General features: G+C 72.0%; 17 protein-coding genes and 1 pseudogene. 8 read left to right on the plus strand and 10 right to left on the minus strand.

Features of this window, described 5'->3' with window-relative positions:
* Window positions 1-193: 193 nt before the first annotated feature.
* From AC067M_RS29750 to AC067M_RS29765, 4 genes are read left to right on the plus strand one after another with little or no spacing between them, the layout of a single operon-like run.
* Window positions 194-1,213 (plus strand): sugar ABC transporter substrate-binding protein, encoded by a 1,020-nt coding sequence (locus AC067M_RS29750; protein ID WP_478700129.1) that lies wholly within the window; start codon window positions 194-196, stop codon window positions 1,211-1,213.
* Window positions 1,213-2,289 carry an ABC transporter permease gene (locus AC067M_RS29755; protein ID WP_478700212.1) on the plus strand — a complete coding sequence of 359 codons (1,077 nt, stop codon included), beginning with the start codon at window positions 1,213-1,215 and terminating at the stop codon, window positions 2,287-2,289. Before AC067M_RS29750 ends, AC067M_RS29755 begins: the two co-directional genes overlap by 1 nt.
* Window positions 2,290-2,293: 4 nt before the next feature.
* A complete protein-coding gene (locus tag AC067M_RS29760) occupies window positions 2,294-3,211 on the plus strand; it encodes an ATP-binding cassette domain-containing protein (protein ID WP_478700130.1) in 918 nt (305 codons plus the stop codon).
* Window position 3,212: 1 nt separating this feature from the next.
* Complete coding sequence (locus tag AC067M_RS29765) at window positions 3,213-4,115, plus strand: sugar phosphate isomerase/epimerase family protein (protein WP_478700131.1); 903 nt, start codon at window positions 3,213-3,215, stop codon at window positions 4,113-4,115.
* 72 nt (window positions 4,116-4,187) lie between these two features.
* On the opposite strand, the gene AC067M_RS29770 is transcribed toward AC067M_RS29765, so the two are convergent.
* Window positions 4,188-5,192: a Gfo/Idh/MocA family protein gene (locus tag AC067M_RS29770; RefSeq protein ID WP_478700132.1), complete on the minus strand. Its 1,005-nt coding sequence runs from the start codon at window positions 5,190-5,192 to the stop codon at window positions 4,188-4,190.
* Between the two features lie 84 nt (window positions 5,193-5,276).
* On the minus strand, window positions 5,277-6,062 hold the full coding sequence (locus AC067M_RS29775) for an SDR family oxidoreductase (protein WP_478700133.1): 786 nt from the start codon (window positions 6,060-6,062) through the stop codon (window positions 5,277-5,279).
* Window positions 6,063-6,251: 189 nt separating this feature from the next.
* On the opposite strand from AC067M_RS29775, the gene AC067M_RS29780 reads away from it, so the two are divergent.
* Window positions 6,252-7,286: a LacI family DNA-binding transcriptional regulator gene (locus AC067M_RS29780; RefSeq protein WP_478700134.1), complete on the plus strand. Its 1,035-nt coding sequence runs from the start codon at window positions 6,252-6,254 to the stop codon at window positions 7,284-7,286.
* 48 nt (window positions 7,287-7,334) lie between these two features.
* Here AC067M_RS29780 and AC067M_RS29785 read toward each other — a convergent pair whose 3' ends face one another.
* The gene (locus AC067M_RS29785; RefSeq protein ID WP_478700135.1) at window positions 7,335-8,003 is read right to left on the minus strand and encodes a hypothetical protein; all 669 of its coding nucleotides are present in this window, start codon (window positions 8,001-8,003) and stop codon (window positions 7,335-7,337) included.
* Window positions 8,004-8,143: 140 nt separating this feature from the next.
* Window positions 8,144-9,301, minus strand: coding sequence for a Gfo/Idh/MocA family protein (locus tag AC067M_RS29790; RefSeq protein WP_478700136.1), 1,158 nt, complete (start codon window positions 9,299-9,301; stop codon window positions 8,144-8,146).
* A gap of 111 nt (window positions 9,302-9,412) precedes the next feature.
* Between AC067M_RS29790 and AC067M_RS29795 the strand changes: the two genes are divergently transcribed.
* The 3 genes and pseudogenes from AC067M_RS29795 to AC067M_RS29805 all read left to right on the plus strand — a co-directional run.
* Complete coding sequence (locus AC067M_RS29795) at window positions 9,413-10,411, plus strand: LacI family DNA-binding transcriptional regulator (protein WP_478700137.1); 999 nt, start codon at window positions 9,413-9,415, stop codon at window positions 10,409-10,411.
* Between the two features lie 70 nt (window positions 10,412-10,481).
* A complete protein-coding gene (locus AC067M_RS29800; protein ID WP_478700138.1) occupies window positions 10,482-10,994 on the plus strand; it encodes a hypothetical protein in 513 nt (170 codons plus the stop codon).
* Between the two features lie 46 nt (window positions 10,995-11,040).
* A pseudogene (locus AC067M_RS29805) lies at window positions 11,041-11,248 on the plus strand (catechol 2,3-dioxygenase); the annotation flags it as partial.
* Window positions 11,249-11,350: 102 nt separating this feature from the next.
* Here the strand turns inward: AC067M_RS29805 and AC067M_RS29810 are convergent.
* From AC067M_RS29810 to AC067M_RS29835, 6 genes are all read right to left on the minus strand, one after another.
* On the minus strand, window positions 11,351-12,283 hold the full coding sequence (locus tag AC067M_RS29810; RefSeq protein WP_478700139.1) for an alpha/beta hydrolase fold domain-containing protein: 933 nt from the start codon (window positions 12,281-12,283) through the stop codon (window positions 11,351-11,353).
* Window positions 12,284-12,383: 100 nt separating this feature from the next.
* Entirely contained in the window at window positions 12,384-13,421 is a 1,038-nt protein-coding gene (locus tag AC067M_RS29815) for a class I SAM-dependent methyltransferase (protein WP_478700213.1), read from the minus strand.
* 77 nt (window positions 13,422-13,498) lie between these two features.
* Window positions 13,499-14,656, minus strand: a complete 1,158-nt coding sequence (locus AC067M_RS29820; RefSeq protein ID WP_478700140.1) for a glycosyltransferase — start codon at window positions 14,654-14,656, stop codon at window positions 13,499-13,501.
* The gene (locus AC067M_RS29825) at window positions 14,653-15,468 is read right to left on the minus strand and encodes an alpha/beta fold hydrolase (protein WP_478700141.1); all 816 of its coding nucleotides are present in this window, start codon (window positions 15,466-15,468) and stop codon (window positions 14,653-14,655) included. Before AC067M_RS29825 ends, AC067M_RS29820 begins: the two co-directional genes overlap by 4 nt.
* 3 nt (window positions 15,469-15,471) lie before the next feature.
* Window positions 15,472-15,789: an acyl carrier protein gene (locus tag AC067M_RS29830; protein WP_478700142.1), complete on the minus strand. Its 318-nt coding sequence runs from the start codon at window positions 15,787-15,789 to the stop codon at window positions 15,472-15,474.
* Entirely contained in the window at window positions 15,786-20,498 is a 4,713-nt protein-coding gene (locus AC067M_RS29835; protein ID WP_478700143.1) for a beta-ketoacyl synthase N-terminal-like domain-containing protein, read from the minus strand. The genes AC067M_RS29830 and AC067M_RS29835 overlap by 4 nt, the downstream gene beginning before the upstream one ends.
* Between the last annotated feature and the right edge of the window lies 1 nt (window position 20,499).

Genomic DNA, 20,499 nt, shown 5'->3' on the forward strand with positions numbered 1-20,499 from the left:
CAATACTTTGTACTTACATTCGGACCTGATCGTGCAAGGATGTCTTAACAAAGTATTGACACTGGCACGCCGGGGGAGTTTGATCCCGTCCCAGCGCAACTGCCGTGTTCGGGACGTCCGAACACCGCATCGGATCCCAGTGATCATCACCCTCCCTTCCCTTTCCCCCGTCGCACAGTGAGGTGCAGGAAAGATGGACCGCTCTTCGCACTCCCGCTCCCGCAGACTGGCCCCCGTGGTGGCCGTGGCCGCTGTGGCAGCACTGACCCTCGCAGGCTGCTCCAGCAGCTCTGGCGGCAAGAAGTCCGAGGAGGGAGGCGGCAACGCTTCCGCGGGCAAGGCCACCACGCCCCGGATGACGGTCGCCCTGGTCACCCACCAGTCGCCCGGCGACACGTTCTGGGACATCGTCCGCAAGGGCGCCGAGGCCGCCGCGGCCAAGGACAACGTCAAGCTGATCTACTCCGCCGACCCCAACGCCGGCAACCAGGCCAACCTGGTCCAGAACGCCATCGACCAGAAGGTCGACGGCATAGCCATCACCCTCGCCAAGCCCGATGCCCTCAAGGACGTCGTGAGCAAGGCGAAGGCGGCGAACATACCCGTCGTCGGTCTCAACTCCGGTGTGAGCGAGTGGAAGAAGCTCGGCCTCATGGAGTTCTTCGGACAGGACGAGACCGTGGCGGGCGAGGCGCTCGGCAAGCGGCTCAACGAGTCCGGCGCCAAGAAGGCCGTCTGTGTCGTCCAGGAGCAGGGCAACATCGGCCTCACCCAGCGCTGCGACGGTGTGAAGAAGACCTTCTCGGGCAGCACGGAGACCCTGTACGTCAACGGCACCGACATGCCGTCGGTCAAGTCGACGATCACCGCCAAGCTCAAGCAGGACAGCGCCATCGACTACGTCGTCACCCTCGGCGCCCCGTTCGCGCTGACCGCCACGCAGTCGATCTCAGAGTCCGGCAGCAAGGCCAAGGTCGCCACCTTCGACCTCAACAAGGAACTGACGAGTGCCATCGACAAGGGCTCCATCCAGTTCGCGGTCGACCAGCAGCCCTACCTCCAGGGCTACCTGGCGATCGACTCCCTGTGGCTCTACAAGAACAACGGCAACTACATGGGCGGCGGTGAGGCGCCGGTGCTGACCGGTCCTGCGTTCGTCGACAAGTCCAACGTCGACGCCGTCGCCGAGTTCGCCGCGAAGGGCACTCGGTGATCGGTATGACCCAGCAGGCTGCGCCGGCGGTGACCCCACCGCCGGCCTCCGGCCCCAAGGAGTCGGACGGACGGACCACGCGGCGCCCCCTGGCGCTGCGCCTGCTCGCCCGGCCCGAGGTGGGCGTCTTCCTCGGTGCCGTCGCGGTGTACGTGTTCTTCCTCGCCGCGGCACCGCCGGTGCGCGACGGCGACTCGATGGCCAACATCCTCTACCAGTCGTCGACCATCGGGATCATGGCCCTCCCGGTCGCGCTGCTGATGATCGGCGGCGAGTTCGACCTCTCGGCCGGCGTCGCGGTCATCTCCTCGGCGCTCACCGCGAGCATGCTGAGCTACCAGCTGACCCTGAACGTCTGGGTCGGCGTCGTGGTCGCACTGCTCGTGTCGCTGGGCATCGGCTTCTTCAACGGCTGGATGGTGGTCAAGACCGGCCTGCCCAGCTTCCTGATCACCCTGGGCACCTTCCTGATCCTCCAGGGCGTGAACCTCGCGGTGACCAAGCTGATCACCGAGAACGTGGCCACCGACGACATCAGCGACATGGACGGCTTCGGCCAGGCCAAGAAGATCTTCGCCTCGACCTTCCGGATCGGCGGCGTCAACGTCAAGATCACCATCGTGTACTGGCTGGTCTTCGCCGCGATCGCCACCTGGGTGCTGCTGCGCACCAAGTACGGCAACTGGATCTTCGCCGTCGGCGGCAACAAGGAGAGCGCGCGGGCCGTCGGTGTCCCCGTGACCTTCACGAAGATCTCGCTGTTCATGCTGGTCGGCTTCGGCGCCTGGTTCGTCGGCATGCACCAGCTCTTCACCTTCAACACCGTGCAGTCCGGCGAGGGTGTCGGCCAGGAGCTGATCTACATCTCCGCGGCCGTCATCGGCGGCTGTCTGCTGACCGGCGGCGCAGGCAGCGCGATCGGCCCGGTCTTCGGCGCGTTCATGTTCGGCATGGTGCAGCAGGGCATCGTCTACGCCGGCTGGAACCCGGACTGGTTCAAGGCCTTCCTCGGCGTGATGCTGCTCGGCGCCGTCCTGATCAATCTGTGGGTCAGCCGTACGGCGACCCGGAGGTGACCCCATGACATCCACCAACGGAACCGGCACGCACGGGGCCATCATCGCGGACACCGTCCCCGGCACGGGGGACGGGGCGATCGTCGAACTGCGCAACGCCGGCAAATCCTACGGCAACATCCGCGCCCTGCACGGCGTCGACCTGAGGGTCCACCCCAACCGGGTCACCTGTGTGCTGGGTGACAACGGCGCCGGCAAGTCCACCCTGATCAAGATCATCTCTGGGCTGCACCAGCACACCGAGGGCGAGTTCCTCGTCGACGGCGTACCCGTACGCTTCTCCACCCCGCGCGAGGCCCTCGACAAGGGCATCGCCACGGTCTACCAGGATCTCGCGACCGTCCCCCTGATGCCGGTCTGGCGCAACTTCTTCCTCGGCTCGGAGATGACCAAGGGCCCCTGGCCGGTCCGCCGCCTCGACATCGACCGCATGAAGAAGACGGCCGACGAGGAACTGCGCAACATGGGCATCATCCTCGACGACCTCGAACAGCCCATCGGGACACTGTCCGGCGGCCAGCGCCAGTGCGTCGCCATCGCCCGCGCCGTCTACTTCGGCGCCCGCGTCCTCATCCTCGACGAGCCGACCGCCGCCCTCGGCGTCAAGCAGTCCGGCGTGGTCCTGAAGTACATCGCCGCCGCCCGCGAGCGTGGTCTGGGCGTCATCTTCATCACCCACAACCCCCACCACGCCTACATGGTCGGCGACCACTTCAGCGTCCTGCGCCTGGGCACCATGGAACTCTCCGCCTCCCGCGACCAGGTCAGCCTGGAAGAACTCACCAACCACATGGCGGGCGGCACCGAACTCGCCGCCCTGAAGCACGAGTTGTCACAGGTGCGCGGAGTCGACGTCGAGGAGCTCCCCGAGGCGCAGGACCTCACCGCACCGGTGGCGAAGACCGGGGAAGGGACCACCTGACATGGCCGGCAGCCTGGATCGCATCCGGGTCGGCTCGGCCCCCGACTCCTGGGGCGTCTGGTTCCCCGACGACCCCCGGCAGGTGCCCTGGGAACGCTTCCTGGACGAGGTCGCCGAAGCGGGCTACTCCTGGATCGAGCTGGGCCCCTACGGCTACCTCCCGACCGACCCGGCGCGCCTCACCGACGAGGTGAACAAGCGGAACCTGAAGGTCTCGGCGGGCACGGTCTTCACCGGCCTGCACCGCGGCCCGTCCGTCTGGGAAGCCACCTGGGAGCACGTCGGCCAGGTCGCCGCGCTCACGCGGGCGATGGGCGCGAAGCACCTGGTGGTCATCCCGTCCTTCTGGCGCGACGACAAGACCGCCGAGATCCTCGAGCCTGAGGAGCTCACGCTCGAGCAGTGGACGCACCTCACCAAGGGCATGGAGCGGCTCGGGCACGAGGTGAAGGAGGCGTACGGCCTGGACATCGTGGTCCACCCGCACGCCGACACGCACATCGACACCGAGGACCACGTCGAGCGGTTCCTCGACTCGACCGACTCCGAACTGGTCAACCTCTGCCTCGACACCGGCCACTACGCCTACTGCGGCGGCGACAGCGTCAAGCTGATCGAGACGTACGGCGAACGCATCGGCTATCTCCACCTCAAGCAGGTCGACCCGGAGATCCTCGCCGACGTGGTGGCGGGCGGGGTACCGTTCGGGCCGGCGGTGCAGCGCGGGGTGATGTGCGAACCCCCGTCCGGGGTACCGGAGTTGGAGCCGGTTCTGGTCGCGGCGCAGAAGCTCGGTGTGGAGCTGTTCGCGATCGTCGAGCAGGACATGTACCCGTGCGAGCCGGGCAAGCCGCTGCCCATCGCGGTGCGCACCCGGAAGTTCCTGCGGTCCTGCGGGGCCTGACGGTTCGGGCTCCTCGCAGCCGTTCGACGCCTGGGGGGCGGGCCCGGACAGGGCCCGCCCCCAGGCCTTCTGTCAGGCGGTGCGCACCTCCGCGATCGTCACCGGGCGGTGCTCGTGCAGCGACAGCGTGCACGCCTCCGCGATCCAGCCCGCCTCCAGGGCGTCCGCGATCGTGCAGGGCGAGGGCCGGGTGCCGGCCACGACCTCGGTGAACGCGGCGAGTTCGGCGCGGTAGGCGGCGGTGAAGCGGTCCATGAAGAAGTCGTGCGGGGTGCCGGCCGGGAAGGTCACACCGGGCTCCACCGACCGGAGCGGCAGCTTGTCCTCCAGGCCGACCGCGATCGAGTCCTGGAAGCCGTGGATCTCCATGCGGACGTCGTAACCCCGGGCGTTGTGCCGGGAGTTGGAGACCACCGCGATCGTGCCGTCGTCGAGGGTGAGGATCGCGCCGGTGGTGTCGGCGTCACCCGCCTCCTTGATGTAGTCGGCGCCCCGGTTGCCGCCGACGGCGTACACCTCGGTGACCTCGTGGCCCGTCACCCAGCGGATGATGTCGAAGTCGTGCACCGAACAGTCCCGGAAGATCCCCCCGGAGGCGGCGACGTACGCGGCGGGCGGCGGCGCCGGGTCCAGCGTGGTCGACCGCACGGTGTGCAGCTTGCCCAGCTCGCCGCCCTGCACCGCCGCGCGGGCGGCGGCGAAGCCGGTGTCGAAGCGGCGGTTGTAGCCGATCTGGATCGGCACGTCCCTGCCCTCCACGGCCTTCAGCACCTCGACGCCCTCGCTCATGGCCTTGGCGACGGGCTTCTCGCAGAAGACGGGGACGCCGGCCTCGACGGCGGCGAGGATCAGCCCCGGGTGCGCGTCGGTCGCGGCGGCGATCACCACGCCGTCCACTCCGGCGGCCAGGACCGCCTCGGGGGAGTCGGCGACCTCGGCGCCGAACCGCTCGGCGGCGGCCTTGGCAGCCTGCGCGAAGGGGTCGGCGACGACGAGCGACTCGACGGCGTCGAGTCCGGACAGTGTCTCGGCGTGGAAGGCGCCGATGCGGCCGAGGCCGAGGATTCCGATACGCATGGGGGCTGACGCTCCTTGGGTGCGGTCGTGCGGGTTGCGCGGGTTGTGCGGGCTGGTGCGGCGGACCGAGGGGGCTGGAGGGGACTAGTCGAGGCCGCCGAGGACGTTCTGGTCCCAGTCGATCACCGAGCCGGTGACCACTCCCGAACGGTCGGACAGCAGGAAGACCACGAAGTCGGCGATTTCGTCCGGCTGGCCGAGCTTGCCCATCGGCAGCCGGGCCGCCGCCTGCTCGCGCCAGTCGTCGTCGGCGGCGTGGAACGTCTTCTGCGTCGCGTCCTCGCCCTCGGTCGCCGTCCAGCCGATGTTCAGGCCGTTGATGCGGACGCGGTCGAAGCGGTGGGCGTGCGCGGCGTTGCGGGTCAGGCCGATCAGCCCGGCCTTCGCGGCGACGTACGGCGCGAGGAACGGCTGCCCGCCGTGCGCCGAGGACGTGATGATGTTGACGATCGTGCCGGGGGCGCCCCGCGCCACCATGTCCGCGACCGCCGCCTGCATGGCGAAGAACGGGCCCTTGAGGTTGATCGCCACATGCGCGTCGAACAGCTCGGGCGTGGTGTCCAGCAGGGTGCCCCGGGAGGTGAGCCCGGCGGAGTTCACCAGGCAGTCGATCCGGCCGAAGGTCTCCACCACCCGGGCCACGGAGGACTTCGCCTGCTCGCAGTCCGCGAGGTCGGCCCGTACGAAGAGCGCCTTGCCGCCTGCCTCGGCCAGCCCGGCGAGCTCGGCCACGAGGGCCTCGCCGGGCTCGGGGCGGCGGCCGGTGACGGCCACCAGTGCCCCCTCCCGGACCGCGGCCCGCGCGACGGCCGCGCCGACACCCTGACTGCCGCCGTTGACGAGGACGACCTTGTCGTCGAGAAGTCCCATGGTGTGGTCCTTTCAGTCGCAGGTCAGTCGCAGGTCAGTCGCAGGTCAGTCGGCGCAGGTCAGTGGCAGGTCAGTGGCGCAGGTCAGTCGTAGGACAGTGGCAGGGCGACGTCGCTCTGCCATTCTTGTCAGTACAAACCCCTCGAACAACCAGCAGTGAGCCGTCAAAAACCCCTCAAGGAGCCTGCCGTGGGTCACCCCTTCCCGATCCGGGAGATCGCACGTCAGGCGGGCCTCAGCGAGGCGACCGTCGACCGGGTCCTCAACGCACGGGGCGGGGTGCGCGACAGCACCGCGCAGGAGGTGCACCGGGCCATCGCCGACCTGGACCGGCAGCGCACCCAGGTCCGGCTCGTCGGCCGCACCTTCATGGTCGACATCGTGATGCAGGCCCCGCAGCGGTTCACCTCGGCCGTGCGCGCCGCCCTGGAGGCCGAGCTGCCCGCCCTGCACCCGGCCGTGCTGCGCTCCCGCTTCCACTTCCGTGAGACCGGGCCGGTGCGGGAGCTGGTCGCCACCCTGGACCGGGTGGCGCGGCGCGGCTCCCAGGGCGTGATCCTCAAGGCACCGGACGTCCCCGAGGTCACCGCCGCGATCGGCCGGCTGGTGGCCGCCGGCATCCCCCTCGTCACCCTGGTGACGGACCTGCCCGCGAGCGCGCGGCTCGCCTGCGTAGGCATCGACGACCGGGCGGCGGGCGCGACCGCCGCGTACCTCATGGGCCAGTGGCTGGGCGACCGGCCCGGCCATGTGCTCACCAGCCTCAGCAGCGGTTTCTTCCGCAACGAGGAGGAGCGCGAGATGGGCTTCCGCAGCGTCATGCGCGCCCGTCACCCGGAGCGCTCCCTCGTCGAGATCGCCGAGGGGCAGGGCCTGGACGCCACCCAGTACGACCTCGTCCGCGCCGCCCTCGAACGCGACCCCGACATCCGCGCCGTGTACTCGATCGGCGGCGGCAACATCGCCACCCTGCGGGCCTTCGCCGACCTCGGCCGCGCTTGCGACGTGTTCGTCGCGCACGACCTCGACGAGGACAACACGAGCCTGCTGCGCGAGCACCGCCTGTCGGCAGTGCTCCACCACGACCTCCGTCACGACCTGCGCGAGGCCTGCCACATCCTCATGCGGGAACACGGCGCCCTGCCGCCCGCCGGGCCGACGCTGCCGTCGGCGATCCAGGTGGTGACGCCGTACAACATGCCGCCCCGGGGGGCGGCCGGCTGACGCGGGCCGCCACCCGGGGCGGATGCTCGCAGGCGCCTTTCGCCCGCCTCAGCTCTGCGGCGCCGGGGAGGCGGCCGCCGGGACGACGCGGCCCGCGCTGCGGTACGCCGTGACGCCCAGGGCCAGCAGCCAGTAGCTGAGGACGGCGCCCATCAGCGCGGTCGTGCCCCAGCCGTTCGCCGCGTAGAAGAACGCGGGGTCGTTGCCGAAGAACAGCGACGGCACGAACGCGAGGTTGATGCCCGCCAGGACGTGGGCGGAGCGGCCGGTCCAGCGCGGCAGCAGCCCGGTCCGGGCGACGGCCTGCCCGAGCGCGGTCAGGAAGATCGCCAGCATGAGGCGCGAGATCGACCCGTAGAGGATGTAGGTGCCGCTGACCTCGATCGTCGGGTCGATCGGGTGGTCGACGGCGATCACGGCACCCGCCTCCAGCCCCATCGAGACCAGCGTGACCGTGGCGTAGACGAGCCCCGTGGCGAACGCGATCGAGCCGATCCATTCGTGGGCGGGGGAGACGCGCCTGACCAGTTCCCTGAACGCCGTCACGAACACGACGAGGGACGCCAGCGCGACGATCCCGATCAGCAGCCGGGACAGGACGTTGCCGTCCGGCGGTGGGCCCGCATGGACGAAGTAGAGCGGTACCTGGACGATGAGGGCGACGGCGGCGACGACGGCGGCGAGGCCGGTCAGGCGCCGGGCGGCGGCTTCGGACATGGGTGTCCCCCGAGTTCTCGGCGAGGCGGATGCGGCGCCGGCGGCTTGCCTCGGTTTCGCCGGCCCTTGAAGCCTGCCGTCCCCGGCGCGCGCCGTCGCTGGGCCTGGGCGCCAAACCGGGGGTGGTCCTACCACCACCCCTACGGGTGCACGTCCACCCAGGATCCGCTCCCCGCGGAGCGCGACATCGCCTCCAGCACGGTCGCGCTGTGCACGGCGTCCGCGAGCGTCGCCCCGTACGGGGTGCCCTCGGCGACCGAGCGCAGGAAGCGGTAGGCCTCGACCACCTTCAGGTCGTCGTAGCCCATGCTGTTGGCGGCGCCCGGCTGGAAGGCGCCGTACTCGCCCGCGCCCGGGCCGACGTACACCGTGCTGACGGGCTGGTCCTGGTACGTGGTGCCGCGGCTGACGCCCAGCTCGTTCATGCGGCGGAAGTCCCAGAAGACGGCGCCCTTGGTGCCGTGGACCTCGAAGCCGTAGTTGTTCTGCTCGCCGACGGAGATACGGCAGGCCTCCAGGACACCCCGGGCGCCGGAGGCGAACCGCAACAGGCAGTTGACGTAGTCCTCGTTCTCGACGGGCCCGAGCTCGCCGCCGGTGGCGAGGGTGTGTCCGGCGGTGGCGCCGGTGGGGCGGGCCCTTTCGGGTACGAAGATCGCGGTGTCGGCGGTGAGGGAGGTGATGTCGCCGAGGAGGAAGCGGGCCAGGTCGGCCCCGTGCGAGGCCAGGTCGCCGAGGACTCCGCTGCCGCCGCGCTCCCGCTCGTACCGCCAGGTCAGGGCGCCGTCGGGGTGCGCCGCGTAGTCGCTGAAGAGACGCACGCGCGCGTGCGTGACCGTGCCGATCTCGCCGGAGACGATCAGCTCGCGGGCCACCTCCACGGCAGGCGCGTTGCGGTAGTTGAAGCCGACCGCTCCCTGTACGCCCGCCCGGGCGACGGCGTCGGCCACCGCGCGGGCGTCGCCGGCGGTCAGGCCGACCGGCTTCTCGATCCAGATGTGCTTGCCCGCCTCAGCCATCGCGACGCCGATCTCCCGGTGCAGGAAGTTCGGGGCGGTGATGCTGACGGCCCGCACGCGCGGGTCGGCGGCGACCTCGCGCCAGTCGCGGGTCGCCGTGGCGAACCCGTAGCGCTCGGCGGCCTCCTCGGCCCGGCCGGGCACCTCCTCGGCGACCGTCACCAGCTCCGGGCGCACGTTCAGCTGCGGGAAGTGGTGCGGCACGCGCGCGTACGCCTGGGTGTGCACCCGGCCCATCCAGCCGAACCCGACGACGGCGACACCCAGCACATCCACCATGACAGCCCCTCTTTGGACCGGTCCATCTCCTGTTCAGGCCACCCTGAAGGCGTGTTCCACGAGGTGTCAACCCTTTGACAACGCGAGGCAGCTCATGGAACGGTCCAAGGCATGAGACCGCCGACGATCCGTGACGTGGCCGAACGGGCCGGGGTGTCCAAGTCGCTGGTCTCCCTGGTGCTGCGCGGTTCCGATCAGGTGAGCGCCGAGAAGCGCGCGGCCGTCCTGCGCGCCGCGCACGAGCTCGGCTACCGGCCCAACGCGGCCGCGCGCAGCCTCAGCGAACAGCGCACCAGGACCATCGGCGTGCTCCTGCACGACCTGCGCAACCCCTGGTTCGTCGACCTGCTCGACGGCCTGAACTCGCTGCTGCACGCGGCAGGACTGCACATGCTGCTCGCCGACGCCCGCCTCAACCGCCGTATGGGCCACGACCTCACCGGCCCGTTCCTCGACCTCCAGGCCGATGGCCTGGTCGTGGTGGGCACCCTGCCCGACCCGGCCGCGCTCGGCGCTGTCGCCGCCCGCATCCCGGTGGTCGTCGCGGGCGCCCGCGAGCCGGTGCCGCCCGGCGTGGACGTCGTCGCGGGCGACGACGAGCGGGGCGCCCGCATGGTCACCGAGCACCTCATCGGGCTCGGCCACCGCCGCATCGCGCACATCGCGGGCTACGGCGCCGTCGGCGAGCTGCGCCGGCGCAGCTTCGAGGCGACGATGCGGGCGCACGGGCTGGCGGACCTGGCGTCCGTCGAGGCCGGCGACATGACCGAGGAGGGCGGCTACCGCGGCACCGTACGGCTGCTCGGCCGTCCCGAGCGGCCCACCGCCGTGTTCGCCGTCAACGACATCACCTGCGTCGGCGCCCTGTCCGCGGCCGAGGAACTGGGCCTGCGCGTCCCGCGCGACCTGTCCGTGGTCGGCTACGACAACACGAGCGTCTCCCGGCTGCGCCACCTGTGGCTGACCACCGTCGACAACGCGGGCCACGAGGTCGGCCGGCGCGCCGCCCGCTGTCTCCTCGACCGCCTGCGCGCCCCCGGGGGAGAGAGCAGCGTGCACCTGACCACGCCCACGCTGGAGATCCGGGGGACGACAGCGCCCCCTGGGTGAACTGGCGGTGCTCACGGCCCCGGGTGATCGTTGAAAGACCGTCCCCGTCCGTCCGCCAGGAGGGCCGTTCATGTCGGAGACCACGGCGACCGTGCCCGCGTCGCGTCGCCGCGACACCCGCGAGACGCTGCTGTTCGGCGGGGTCTACGGTGCCGTCCTGGCCAGCTCCCTGGTCGCCGCGCTCGGCGAGTACGGCCACACCTCCCGCGCCGACCGCGGTGAGGACGCCCTGTGGGTACTGGTGACCGCGTTCGCCTCCGCCCTCGCGCACGGCTACGCCCACGTCATCGCCGAACGCGGACCCCACCGCCGCTGGGAGGCCCTGCGCGTACTCCTCGACGAGTGGCCGCTCGTCGCGGCCGTACTCCCGTCCGTGCTGGTGCTCGCGGGCGCGGCGTGGGGATGGTGGCCGGCGGACGGCGTGGAGGGCCCGGCGTTCGTGCTGAACATCGCGCTGCTGTTCGTGCTGGGCGTGGTGACGGCGCGGGGGTCGGGACGGTCCTGGATGAGGTCGCTGTTCCTCGGGCTGGCGGACTCGCTGCTCGGGGTGGTCGTGGTGATCGCGAACGCGCTCATCCACTAGGGCGGCTTTCTTCACCCCTGACCTGGACGCCGGCGTCGCCTTCTGCCGGGCCCCCGACGAGCTCAGGCCCGCGTTCAAGAACCAGCCGCGGGCCAAGCCCGACCGGGGCGTGGGGGTACGGCGTCCGGACCACGTCAACTTCCCCGCCGCCGACGTGCTCGCCAACGCCGAGTTCCAGCAACAGCTCCCTGGGCGCCCGGCCCACCGAGCAGATCCGGCTCGACAGCGGGAGGATCGCGGCGCGCCGGCTGACGTAATGGTCGATGCCTCCATGGTCTTCGTCAGCGTCGCCGCGCTGCGCGGCTCACGGACGGCCGGGGAGAGCAGTGCGCGGCCCGCAGGCCCGCAAGCCGCTCTCAGGTGGCGTGGGCCTGCCGGACGTACCCGGCGATGAGGGCGTAGACCTCGCGGGCCTTCTCCTCGTCCTTGCCGTCGTAACCGTGGTCGACGCCCGCCACGTCGTGATGGGCGACCAGGGCGTTCGCGGCACGCAGACGCTCGGCGTAGCGGACGCCCTCGGCGCGCAGGAGGTCGTGGGCCGCGGTGACGAGCAGGGCCGGGGCGATGCCCTTGAGGTCGGCCTTGTCCGACGGGTGGGCCGGGGAGACCAGCGGGTCGGTGCGCCGCTGCGGGTCCGGGACGTACGACGTGTCGAAGACCTCGGCCATCCAGGGCCGCAGCACGGGCTTGGCGACGGCGGCCCGCTTGTCCCTGGCCTGTGTCGCGAGGTCCAGTGGCGCGTAGTGCAGGACCTGCAGCGCGATCGACGGGCCGCCTTCCTCCCTTGCCTGGCGCGCCACCGCCGCCGCGAGCCCGCCGCCGGCGCTCTGCCCGCCGACGGTGAGCCGGGCACCGTCCCAGCCGTGTTCCGCGCCGTGCTCGGCGATCCAGCGCACCACCTCGAAGGCCTGGCGTGGCGGGGCCGGGAAGGGGTGCTGCGGGGCGACCACGTAGTCGACGTTGATCACGACCACGCCCGCCTCGGCGGCGACGAACCGGCAGAACGGATCGTCGATCTCCGTCATCGCCAGGACGTAACCGCCGCCGTGGAAGTTGACGTGCACCGGCGGATTCGGCTTGTCGGTCGCGGGCCGGTACACCGTCACCGGGGCCGGTGCGACCGACGTCGGAACCGTCAACTCGCTGACGTCACGCGGGTACTCGGGCAAACGGGCGTGCCAGGAGGCCCGGGAGCCCGGCCCGCTCGCCCGTCGGTCGGCCAGTCGGGTGACACGTTGCATCGACTTGGCGACGAAGGCGGCCACCGCCGGCCTGGCCAGGAGGGACATGCGGTTCCGATCGTCGAGCCCGGGCGCCGTACCAGCCGTACTGGTTGACGTCACCCATCATCAGGTTTCCTGCTGATGGGGTGAGCAGAAGCTAGCACGATCAATCGCGCCTGGCCACGATCCGATAGGCATTCGACAGGCCCAGCCGATGCGCCAGGGGCCGTACCGCGAACCGGTCGAGGAGGGTGCCCACGATCAGCGCGGGTATCCCGGCGACGAGCAGCGCGCCGCGCGCCGTGCGGCGCAGGGCGCCCGGCCGCTCGGGCAGCCACGGTGCGTCGTCGCGCGGGGCCGTGTGGTCCAGCGCCAGCCATACGGCGGCCAGCAGGTCCACCGGGTCGTGCGGCTCGGCGTGCTGCTCGGCGACGACGGTGAAGCCGAGCTCCGTGAGCCGGCGCCGCAGGTTCGCGACCGGGACGAAGTGCAGGTGCTGCGGCTGGAGCCAGGGCAGCCACCAGCGGCCGAGGAGACGCGCGTAACGGCTCTGCGGGTCCGGAACCTCGATGAGCAGGTGACCGCCGGGGCGCACGGCCTGCCACGCGGCCCGTAGCTCCCGGTCGGGGTCGGTGCTGTGCTCCAGGTAGTGGAACATGCTCACCACGTCGTAGCCGGCGGCCAGCTCGGGCGCCAGTTCGGGGAAGCTGCCCCGGTGGCCGCGCTCCACCCGGCCCTCGCGTTCGGCGAGTTCGACGCCGTCGGTGAAGTCGAGCCCGTCGAAGACGGTGTCGGGCAGGACGTCGCGGGCGGCGGCGCAGAAGTGGCCGTGGCCGGTGCCGACGTCCAGCCAGTTCTTCGGCGTGGGATCGTGCGGCAGCATCGACTCGGCGCGGCCGCGGTACATCTTCGTACGGCCGCCGAAGGTGTCACCGAGCTTCTTCTCGCCCAGGCCGTCGTAGAAGTCGCGGTAGTAGAACTCCAGACCCGCCTCGTTCAGGCGCGGGTTCTGAAAGGTGTGCCCGCACCCCTCGCACCGGTCCAGGACGAAGCGGCCGGGTTTGTGCTGGAGCAGGTCGGTGGTGCGCAGGCGGGTGGTCAGCCGGTCCGAGCCGCACCAGGGGCAGGTGGTGGCACGGGGCTCGAAGAAGCGGTCCACGCCGTGGGCCAGGTCGGCCTGGTAGGCGGGGCGCAGTGCGGCGATCCGCGCGGCGGACCCGGCGTCACCGTGCGGCGCGGGCTCGGTGTCGTTCCGTTCGGTGGACCTGGTCTCGTCGCTCATCACAACTCCCTGGCCAGCTCGTCGAGATGGACTGCTGCGGCACGGGCCCCGCCGGCGGCGCGGAACGCCGTACGGATCCGGTCGGCCGCCGCGCGGCAGTCGGGCTCGTCCAGCACGGTGTCGAGGGCCGCGCCCAGCTTCCGCGCGGTGACCCGGCCGAACCGCACCCGCACCCCGGCGCCCGCGTCCGCCACCTGCCCGGCCACGACCGGCTGGTCGTCACGGATCGGCGCCACCACGAGCGGGACCCCGTGCCACAGCGCCTCGCACACGGTGTTGTGTCCGGCATGGCAGACCACCGCGTCAACCCCCCGCTCCAGCAGGGCGAGTTGGGGTACGGACGGCACGACCAGGATGTCCTTGTCGTCGCCCGGCGCTCGCAGTGTCCCCCCGGGATCGACGATCACCCCCTGCACCCGGTCCGCCCGCTCCCGCAGGGCGTCGCGGCACATCTGGAGGAAGCGGCCGCCGACGTCGGTGTTCGCGGTGCCGAGGGTGACCAGCACGGTGGCCCGGCCGGCGTCGAGCCACCCCCACGGGAAGTCGGACGGGGAAGGACGGTCCGCGATCGAGGGGCCGACCCAGCGGACGCCGGACACCTGCCCTGCCAACTCCGGTGTGCTGAAGGCGAGTACGAGGTGTGGTGAGAACCGGGGGTCGGCCGTGCCCGCCGGATCCCCGATCGTGGCCCGCAGGCCGGTCAGCCGCTCCTCCAGCCACTCGCGGACCTTGGGTAGCCCGGACAGCGGGTCGGTGAACTCGGCCGACGTGGTCGCGGAGGTCGTCCACGGCACCCCCAGCCGCTCCGCCACCAGCGCGCCCGCGAAGGCCTGTTGGTCGGCGACCACCACGTCAGGACGGAACTTTTCGACCGCTCCCCGCACCCCCGGCGCCATCGCCTCGGCCAGCGGCAGCAGATACCACTCCCACAGGAACCTCAGCGCCTCCGGCCCGCGCAGTTCGGGCGGCCGGCTCCCCTCCATGGCCCCGGCGCACGCGAACACCTCGGCCCCGTCACCCGCGAGCCGCCGCACCAGTCGGGGATCGGCGCACACCCAGGCCACTCGGTGCCCCCGGGCGCGCAGTTCGGCGGCCACGCCCACCGTCGGGTTGATGTGCCCGGTCAACGGCGGTACGACGAACAGGAATCCGCTCACCGCGCCGCCATCCCCGCCCGTGCGCGGGCCCGGTCGATCAGGGACAGGACGGCCCCGCCCACGACGCCCGACGCCTCCACCAGGACCGAGTGCTCGTGACCCGGCACCACCACCGTCCGGCAGTCCGGCAGCGACGACTCAAGCCGGGGCGCCAGTTCGACGAGATCGGAGTCGCCGCCGTACACACCGAGTACCGGACAGCGCACCGCCCGTATCTGATGCCCCGTCAGTACCCTGCTGGCCGGGATGTCCTGGCCGAGGGTGGTCTCACGGGCGAGTCGGGCCGCTCCCTTGGCCAGGCGCGCGGTGTTGTGACCGCGGTTCGCGGTGATCCACGCGAGGGCGTCGGGCTCGTTGTACGCCAGCTGGGTCAGCACGCGGTTCAGGATGCCGCCGAGCTTCACGGCCCAGGCCGCGGTGGCGGGTTCGGACTCGATCAGGCAGACGCTCGCGGCCCGCTCCGGGTGGCGTGCCGCGTACCCGAAGGCGATCGTGCCGCCGTAGGAGTTGCCGACCAGGTGCACCGGGCCGGTCACGTCCAGACGGTCGAGCAGCGCCTCCAGGTCGTCGATGTTGTCGTCCAGGGTGTAGCCGCGGGCAGGGCGTTCGCTGCGGCCGTGACCCCGCAGGTCGTACATGACGACGTCGAGGCCTGCCGCCGCGAACGCGGGGGCCACGGTGAAGTAGTAGCTGGCCAGGCTGTCGGTGAGCAGTCCGTGCACGAGCACCACCGTGGCGATGGGCTCGCGGCCCTCCCGGGGGCCGATCCGCTGCACGTGCAGCCGGACGGTGCCGGTGTCGACCTTCGTCATGCGTCAGCTCGCCCCCGCCGCCTTCAGGCTGGTCACGACGTACTCGACGAGCCGTCCGACCGTCAGCTCGATGATTTCCTCGAACTCCATCCCGGCCAGGAACTCGGCGAAGTTGACCTGTTCGCCGTACCGCTCCTGCAGAAGGCCGGCCAGCGCCACGAGGTCGATGCTCTCCAGCTCCAGGTCGCGGTTGAACGTGGTGGACATGCCGATCTCGACGTCGTCGAGGCCGTACTCGTCCTCCAGGAGCTTCGCGAGCATGCCGGTGATGTCGCCGAGGACGGACTCCTCGTCGGCGGTCACGGGGGTGTGGGGGCTCATCGGTCGTACTCCTTCGCTTCGGTGGGGCCCGTCGTCCAGGCCACGACATAGGCCCGCTCCGGCAGGCCGGGCGGGTTGGCGGCCGGGGTGCAGTGCACGGTGTAGGCGCGTTCCAGTCGGCCCGAGACGGTCAGCCGGTCGCCGCCCGGTGTCGCGTCGAGCACCGCGAAGTCCCTTGGCCGACCGCCGAATCCGGTGCCCTCCGCCTTGGCGACCGCCTCCTTCGCCGTCCAGAAACGGGCGAACCACAGCGCCTCGGAATCGTCGGTGGTGATCAACAAGCGCTTGAGCAACCGGAGTTCGTCCGCGTCCAGGGCGACGTCCAGGGTCTCCGGTGAGCGCTCGGTGACCTCCTCGATGTCGATGCCCGGGCCGGGCCCGGGCGTGTGCGGCCGGACGATCGCGACGCCCGCCTCCGCGCGGTGGGCCAGCGACACGTCCAGCGGGGGCAGCGTCCGACCGTGCATTCCGGTGACGTACGGGCGGCCCAACTCGTCGTTGCGCACCCGTAGCTCGGCAGGAAAGACAGGGCCCTCGCCGTGTTCCCACAGCCACCGTCGCACGGCGTCCTTGACCGCGATCCGGCCCAGGAGCCACTGCCGGCGCCCGCGCGGGGCGTGCTCGGCGTACTCCGCACGCTCCGCGCCGCCCAGTGAATTGCGCATGATCAGCTCGCGGGAGGCCAGGTCCGGCCACCGCTCGTGCAGCAGCGACCAGCCACCCGGCCGGGCCTCGGAGAGCGTGTTGCGCTCCGGGAAGCGTTCGACGGGACGGGTCTTCGGGTCGTTGTCGAAGCGGCGGTCCTGCCAGCCGTACACCTCCGCCCACACCGTGCCGTCGACCGTCAGCTGGACGTCGGCCTCCAGGACGGTGTCGGTGAGCGAGGTGATCCGCACGAGGCACGCCACCTCGGTACCCGGCGCCGGGTGCGGCCCGTGGAACCGCATCTCACGCATCCCGACCGGGAACACGACGGTCCGCTCGGTGCGGGTCGCCATGATCCAGTAGCCCAGGATCTGGCCCACGTTGTCCAGCAGGGCGCCCGGCGCGGGCGGGGTGGTGATGACGCCCCGCACCTGCCTCTCACCGATCGCGGTCAGCTCGGTGACGCCCTGGAACGCCGGGCCGTGGAACATCCACCGCTCCCCGTAGAGCTGCGCCGCGGTGTGGTCCGGGGTGCGCTCCGCGGCGGGGTCGGTGTGCCAACGGGCGGGCGTGTGCGCCGGGTACGCGGGGGCGAGTTCCACGACGGCACGGGCGCGGGGACCGAAGGAGACGGCGAGGCGGTTCGGGCCCTCCGGTCTCGCGGTGACCTCTACGTCGACGGCGGGCGTCGCGGTCAGCCACTCCTCGAACCGCGCCCCGTGCACGGCGACGGGCACGGCCCCGGGGGACGCCTCCCGCGCCGCGTCCATGAGGTGCTGCACGATCGTCGTCGCCGGAACGACGGGCCAACGGTCGGTCATGTCCGGCCAGTTGGGGCGCTGAGGGAAGAAGCAGTGGTCGAGGAGGTAGGGCATGGTGTCGGGAGAGACGTGGACGGTTGTGCGCCAGGGGGTGGGGGCGGCGGGTGCGACGGTCGGGGCGGTGGGCGCAACGGCGCGGGCGGGAGCCGGGGCTGGTGCTGGGACCCGTGCCGCGCGACGCCCGTTCGCGGTGATCAGTGCCGCTGCCGTGTCCGCCGTGTCGCGCAGGAGCGCGCTGAGTTCCGCTGCGACCGGGTGACGCCGGGCGAGTGTGTCCAGCGGTGACGGGACGGCTTCACCAAGGGTGCTCATGATGGCTCGGGCAGCGGCTGGAGCGGGGGACGACGGTGCCCGGCCCGGGTGCGTCGTGCCGAGCTCGGCGCGCAGTTCGGCGATGGCCTGTGGGGCGAGGGAGACGAGCGCGCCGCCGAGGTCGAGCTGTACGGGCGGCCGCTGTGGCCGCACGGTGGTGGGGGCGGCGGGGTGGTCGGCTCGTGCGGCGCCGGGTGCCGCCGGGGCGTGCGCGTGCTCGGGTCGTCGTAGCGCCGGAGCGACGCTCGCGCCCGCCGTCCACAGCGCGGTCGTCACCCTCAGCAGTTGGGCGAGGCCGGTGCGGTGGGGGGAGTTGGCGGGGACGACGAGGTGGTCGCGGGTGCCGAGGGTGTCGCCGATGAGCGAGCCGAGCTGTCCGGGGCCGACCTGCACGTACGTCCGGTGTCCTGCCGCGTGGAGGGCCTCCGTGAGCTGTCGGAAGCGGACGGGTTCCAGGAGGTGGCGGACGAACAGGGCCCGTATCTCCGCCTCGTCGTCGGGGAAGGGCGCGGCGGTGGTCCCGGACCACACGGGCACGGTGGGCCGGTGCAACCGGAAGCGCCGGGCGGCCTCCTTGATCGGGCCCAGGTAGGGCTCCAACATCGGTGTGTGGAAGCCGGAGCGGAACGGCAGCACCTGGCTGAGCACGCCCCGCGCGCGGAAGGACCGTACGAACTCCTCGACCGCCGCGTCCGGACCGCACACCATCGACTGGCCGGGCGCGTTGTCGTGGGACAGCACGAGCCCCGCCCCCGCCCACTCCTCCTTCAGGGCGGCGAGCACGCGCTCCGCGGAAGCGCCCAGCGCGCCGAAGGCGAGACCCGGGACGCTCACCGTGTCCGGGTCGAAGGCCGCCATGAAGGCGTCCACCTCGTCCCCGGAGTACAGCCCGGCCGCCGTCATCGCCGTCCACTCGCCGACGCTGTGCCCGGCGACCGCGTCCGGTACGACGCCCGTACGGCGCAGCGCGGCGTCCAGCAGGCGACCGACGGCGACCACACCGAAGCCGTGCCGGGCCACGTCGTCGACGCGGCCCCGTTGGACCGGCGGGCCGGGCAGCCCGAAGTGGGCCGCCACGTCGTCGACCTGCGGGGTGAACTCGCCCTCCAGGCCAGGGAAGACGAAGGCCAGCTTCCCCGCTTCGGACGCCCCGGTGCCGAGCAGCGGGCCGGGCCGGAACCAGACGTCGCTCCGGCCGTTCCAGGCCCGCCCCTTGGTGACCGCCCGACGGGCCAGGGCGAGCCGCTTGACGGTCGGCCCGACGATGCCGACCCGGGTCCGCCCCGCGTCCGGATGCGGGAGCGCGGGGTCGAGACCGGCGGCGCGTACGGAGTCGTCGTCTGCGTCGAGCAGGGCGGCGAGCCGGTCGGGACTGTCGGCGGCCAGGAGCAACACGGGCTCGGGTTCGGTGACATTGAGGGCGGGCGTCGGCGGTGGTTCGGCTGTGCGTGCGCAGGGGGTGAGGACTGCGACCCCGTGCGTCGGTCGCTCCGCAGTCCTCGGGGCCTCCTCCAGCACCACATGCGCGTTGATCCCGCCGAACCCGAAGGCGTTCACGGCGGCGCGCCGGGTCGGGCGGTCGGCGGACGTCTCCCACGGGGCCGCCCTCTCCAGCGTGCGGAACCGTGTCGCCGCCAGCGCCGGGTGGGGGTCGTCGCAGTGGAGGGTCGGAAGGAGGGTTCCGTGGTGGAGGGCGAGGGCGGCCTTGACGAGTCCGGCGACTCCGGCGGCAGGCATGGTGTGGCCGATCATCGACTTCACCGAGCCGATCACCGCACGCCCGCTGCCCTGCTCCCGGCCCGTGCTCTCCGAAGGCCCGAACACCTCCGCCAGCGTTGCCAGTTCGGCCGTGTCGCCCGCCGGTGTCGCCGTGCCGTGTGCCTCCAGCAGGCCGACGGAGCCGGGCTCGGCCGGGTCCAGTCCGGCAGCCCGCCAGGCCTGGCGCACGGCCTGTGCCTGGCCGCCGGGGTCGGGGTTGACCAGGCCCGCCGCACGTCCGTCGCTCGCCACCCCCGTGCCCCGGATCACCGCGTAGATCCGGTCGCCGTCGCGCTCGGCGTCGGCCAGCCGCTTGAGGACGACCACACCCGTGCCCTCGCCGATCAGGATGCCGTCGGCGTCCCGGTGGAAGGGCCGGATGCGTTGGCTGGGGGAGAGGGCGCGCAGTTGGGAGAACACGCTCCACAGCGTGATGTCGTGGCAGTGGTGGACGCCCCCGGCGAGCATCAGGTCGCAGCGGCCGGTGGCGAGTTCCCCCACGGCCTGGTCGACCGCGACGAGCGACGAGGCGCACGCCGCGTCCACGGTGTACGCGGGGCCGCGCAGGTCGAGCCGGTTGGCGACCCGGGAGGCGGCGAGGTTGGGCACCAGACCGATGGCGGACTCGGGGCTGTCGGGTCCCAGGCGGTCGGTGAACGCGGCGCGGACGCGGTCGAGTTGGCCGGGCGTCAGGTCGGGCAGCAACTCGCTGAGCGTCCGGACGAGTTGACCCGCCGTACGCACCCGCTGGTCCAGCCGGACCAGGCCGGGAGTGAGGTAGCCGCCCCGGCCGAGGACGACACCGACGCGCCCCCGGTCGGGGAGGCGGTCGGTGCCGCCCGCGTCGTCGAGGGCCGCGGCGGCCACGTGCAGCGCGATGAGCTGGTCGGGCTCTGTGCCGGCCACCGAGTGGGGCATGATCCCGAACCGGGTGACCTCCACCTCGGCCAGCCCGTCCACGAACCCGCCCCGCCGGGCGTACACCCGGTCCGCGACGGCCGGTTCGGAGGCGGTGCCGGGACGGTAGTAGCCGGGGTCCCAGCGCCCGTCAGGCACCTCGCCGATCGCGTCCACGCCGTCCCGCAGGTTCCGCCAGTACGCGTCCAGGTCGGCGGCGCCGGGCAGCAGCACCGCCATCCCCACGACGGCGACGGGCACTTGACGGTGCGTCACG

The organism is Streptomyces sp. NPDC043427, assembly GCF_056436655.1.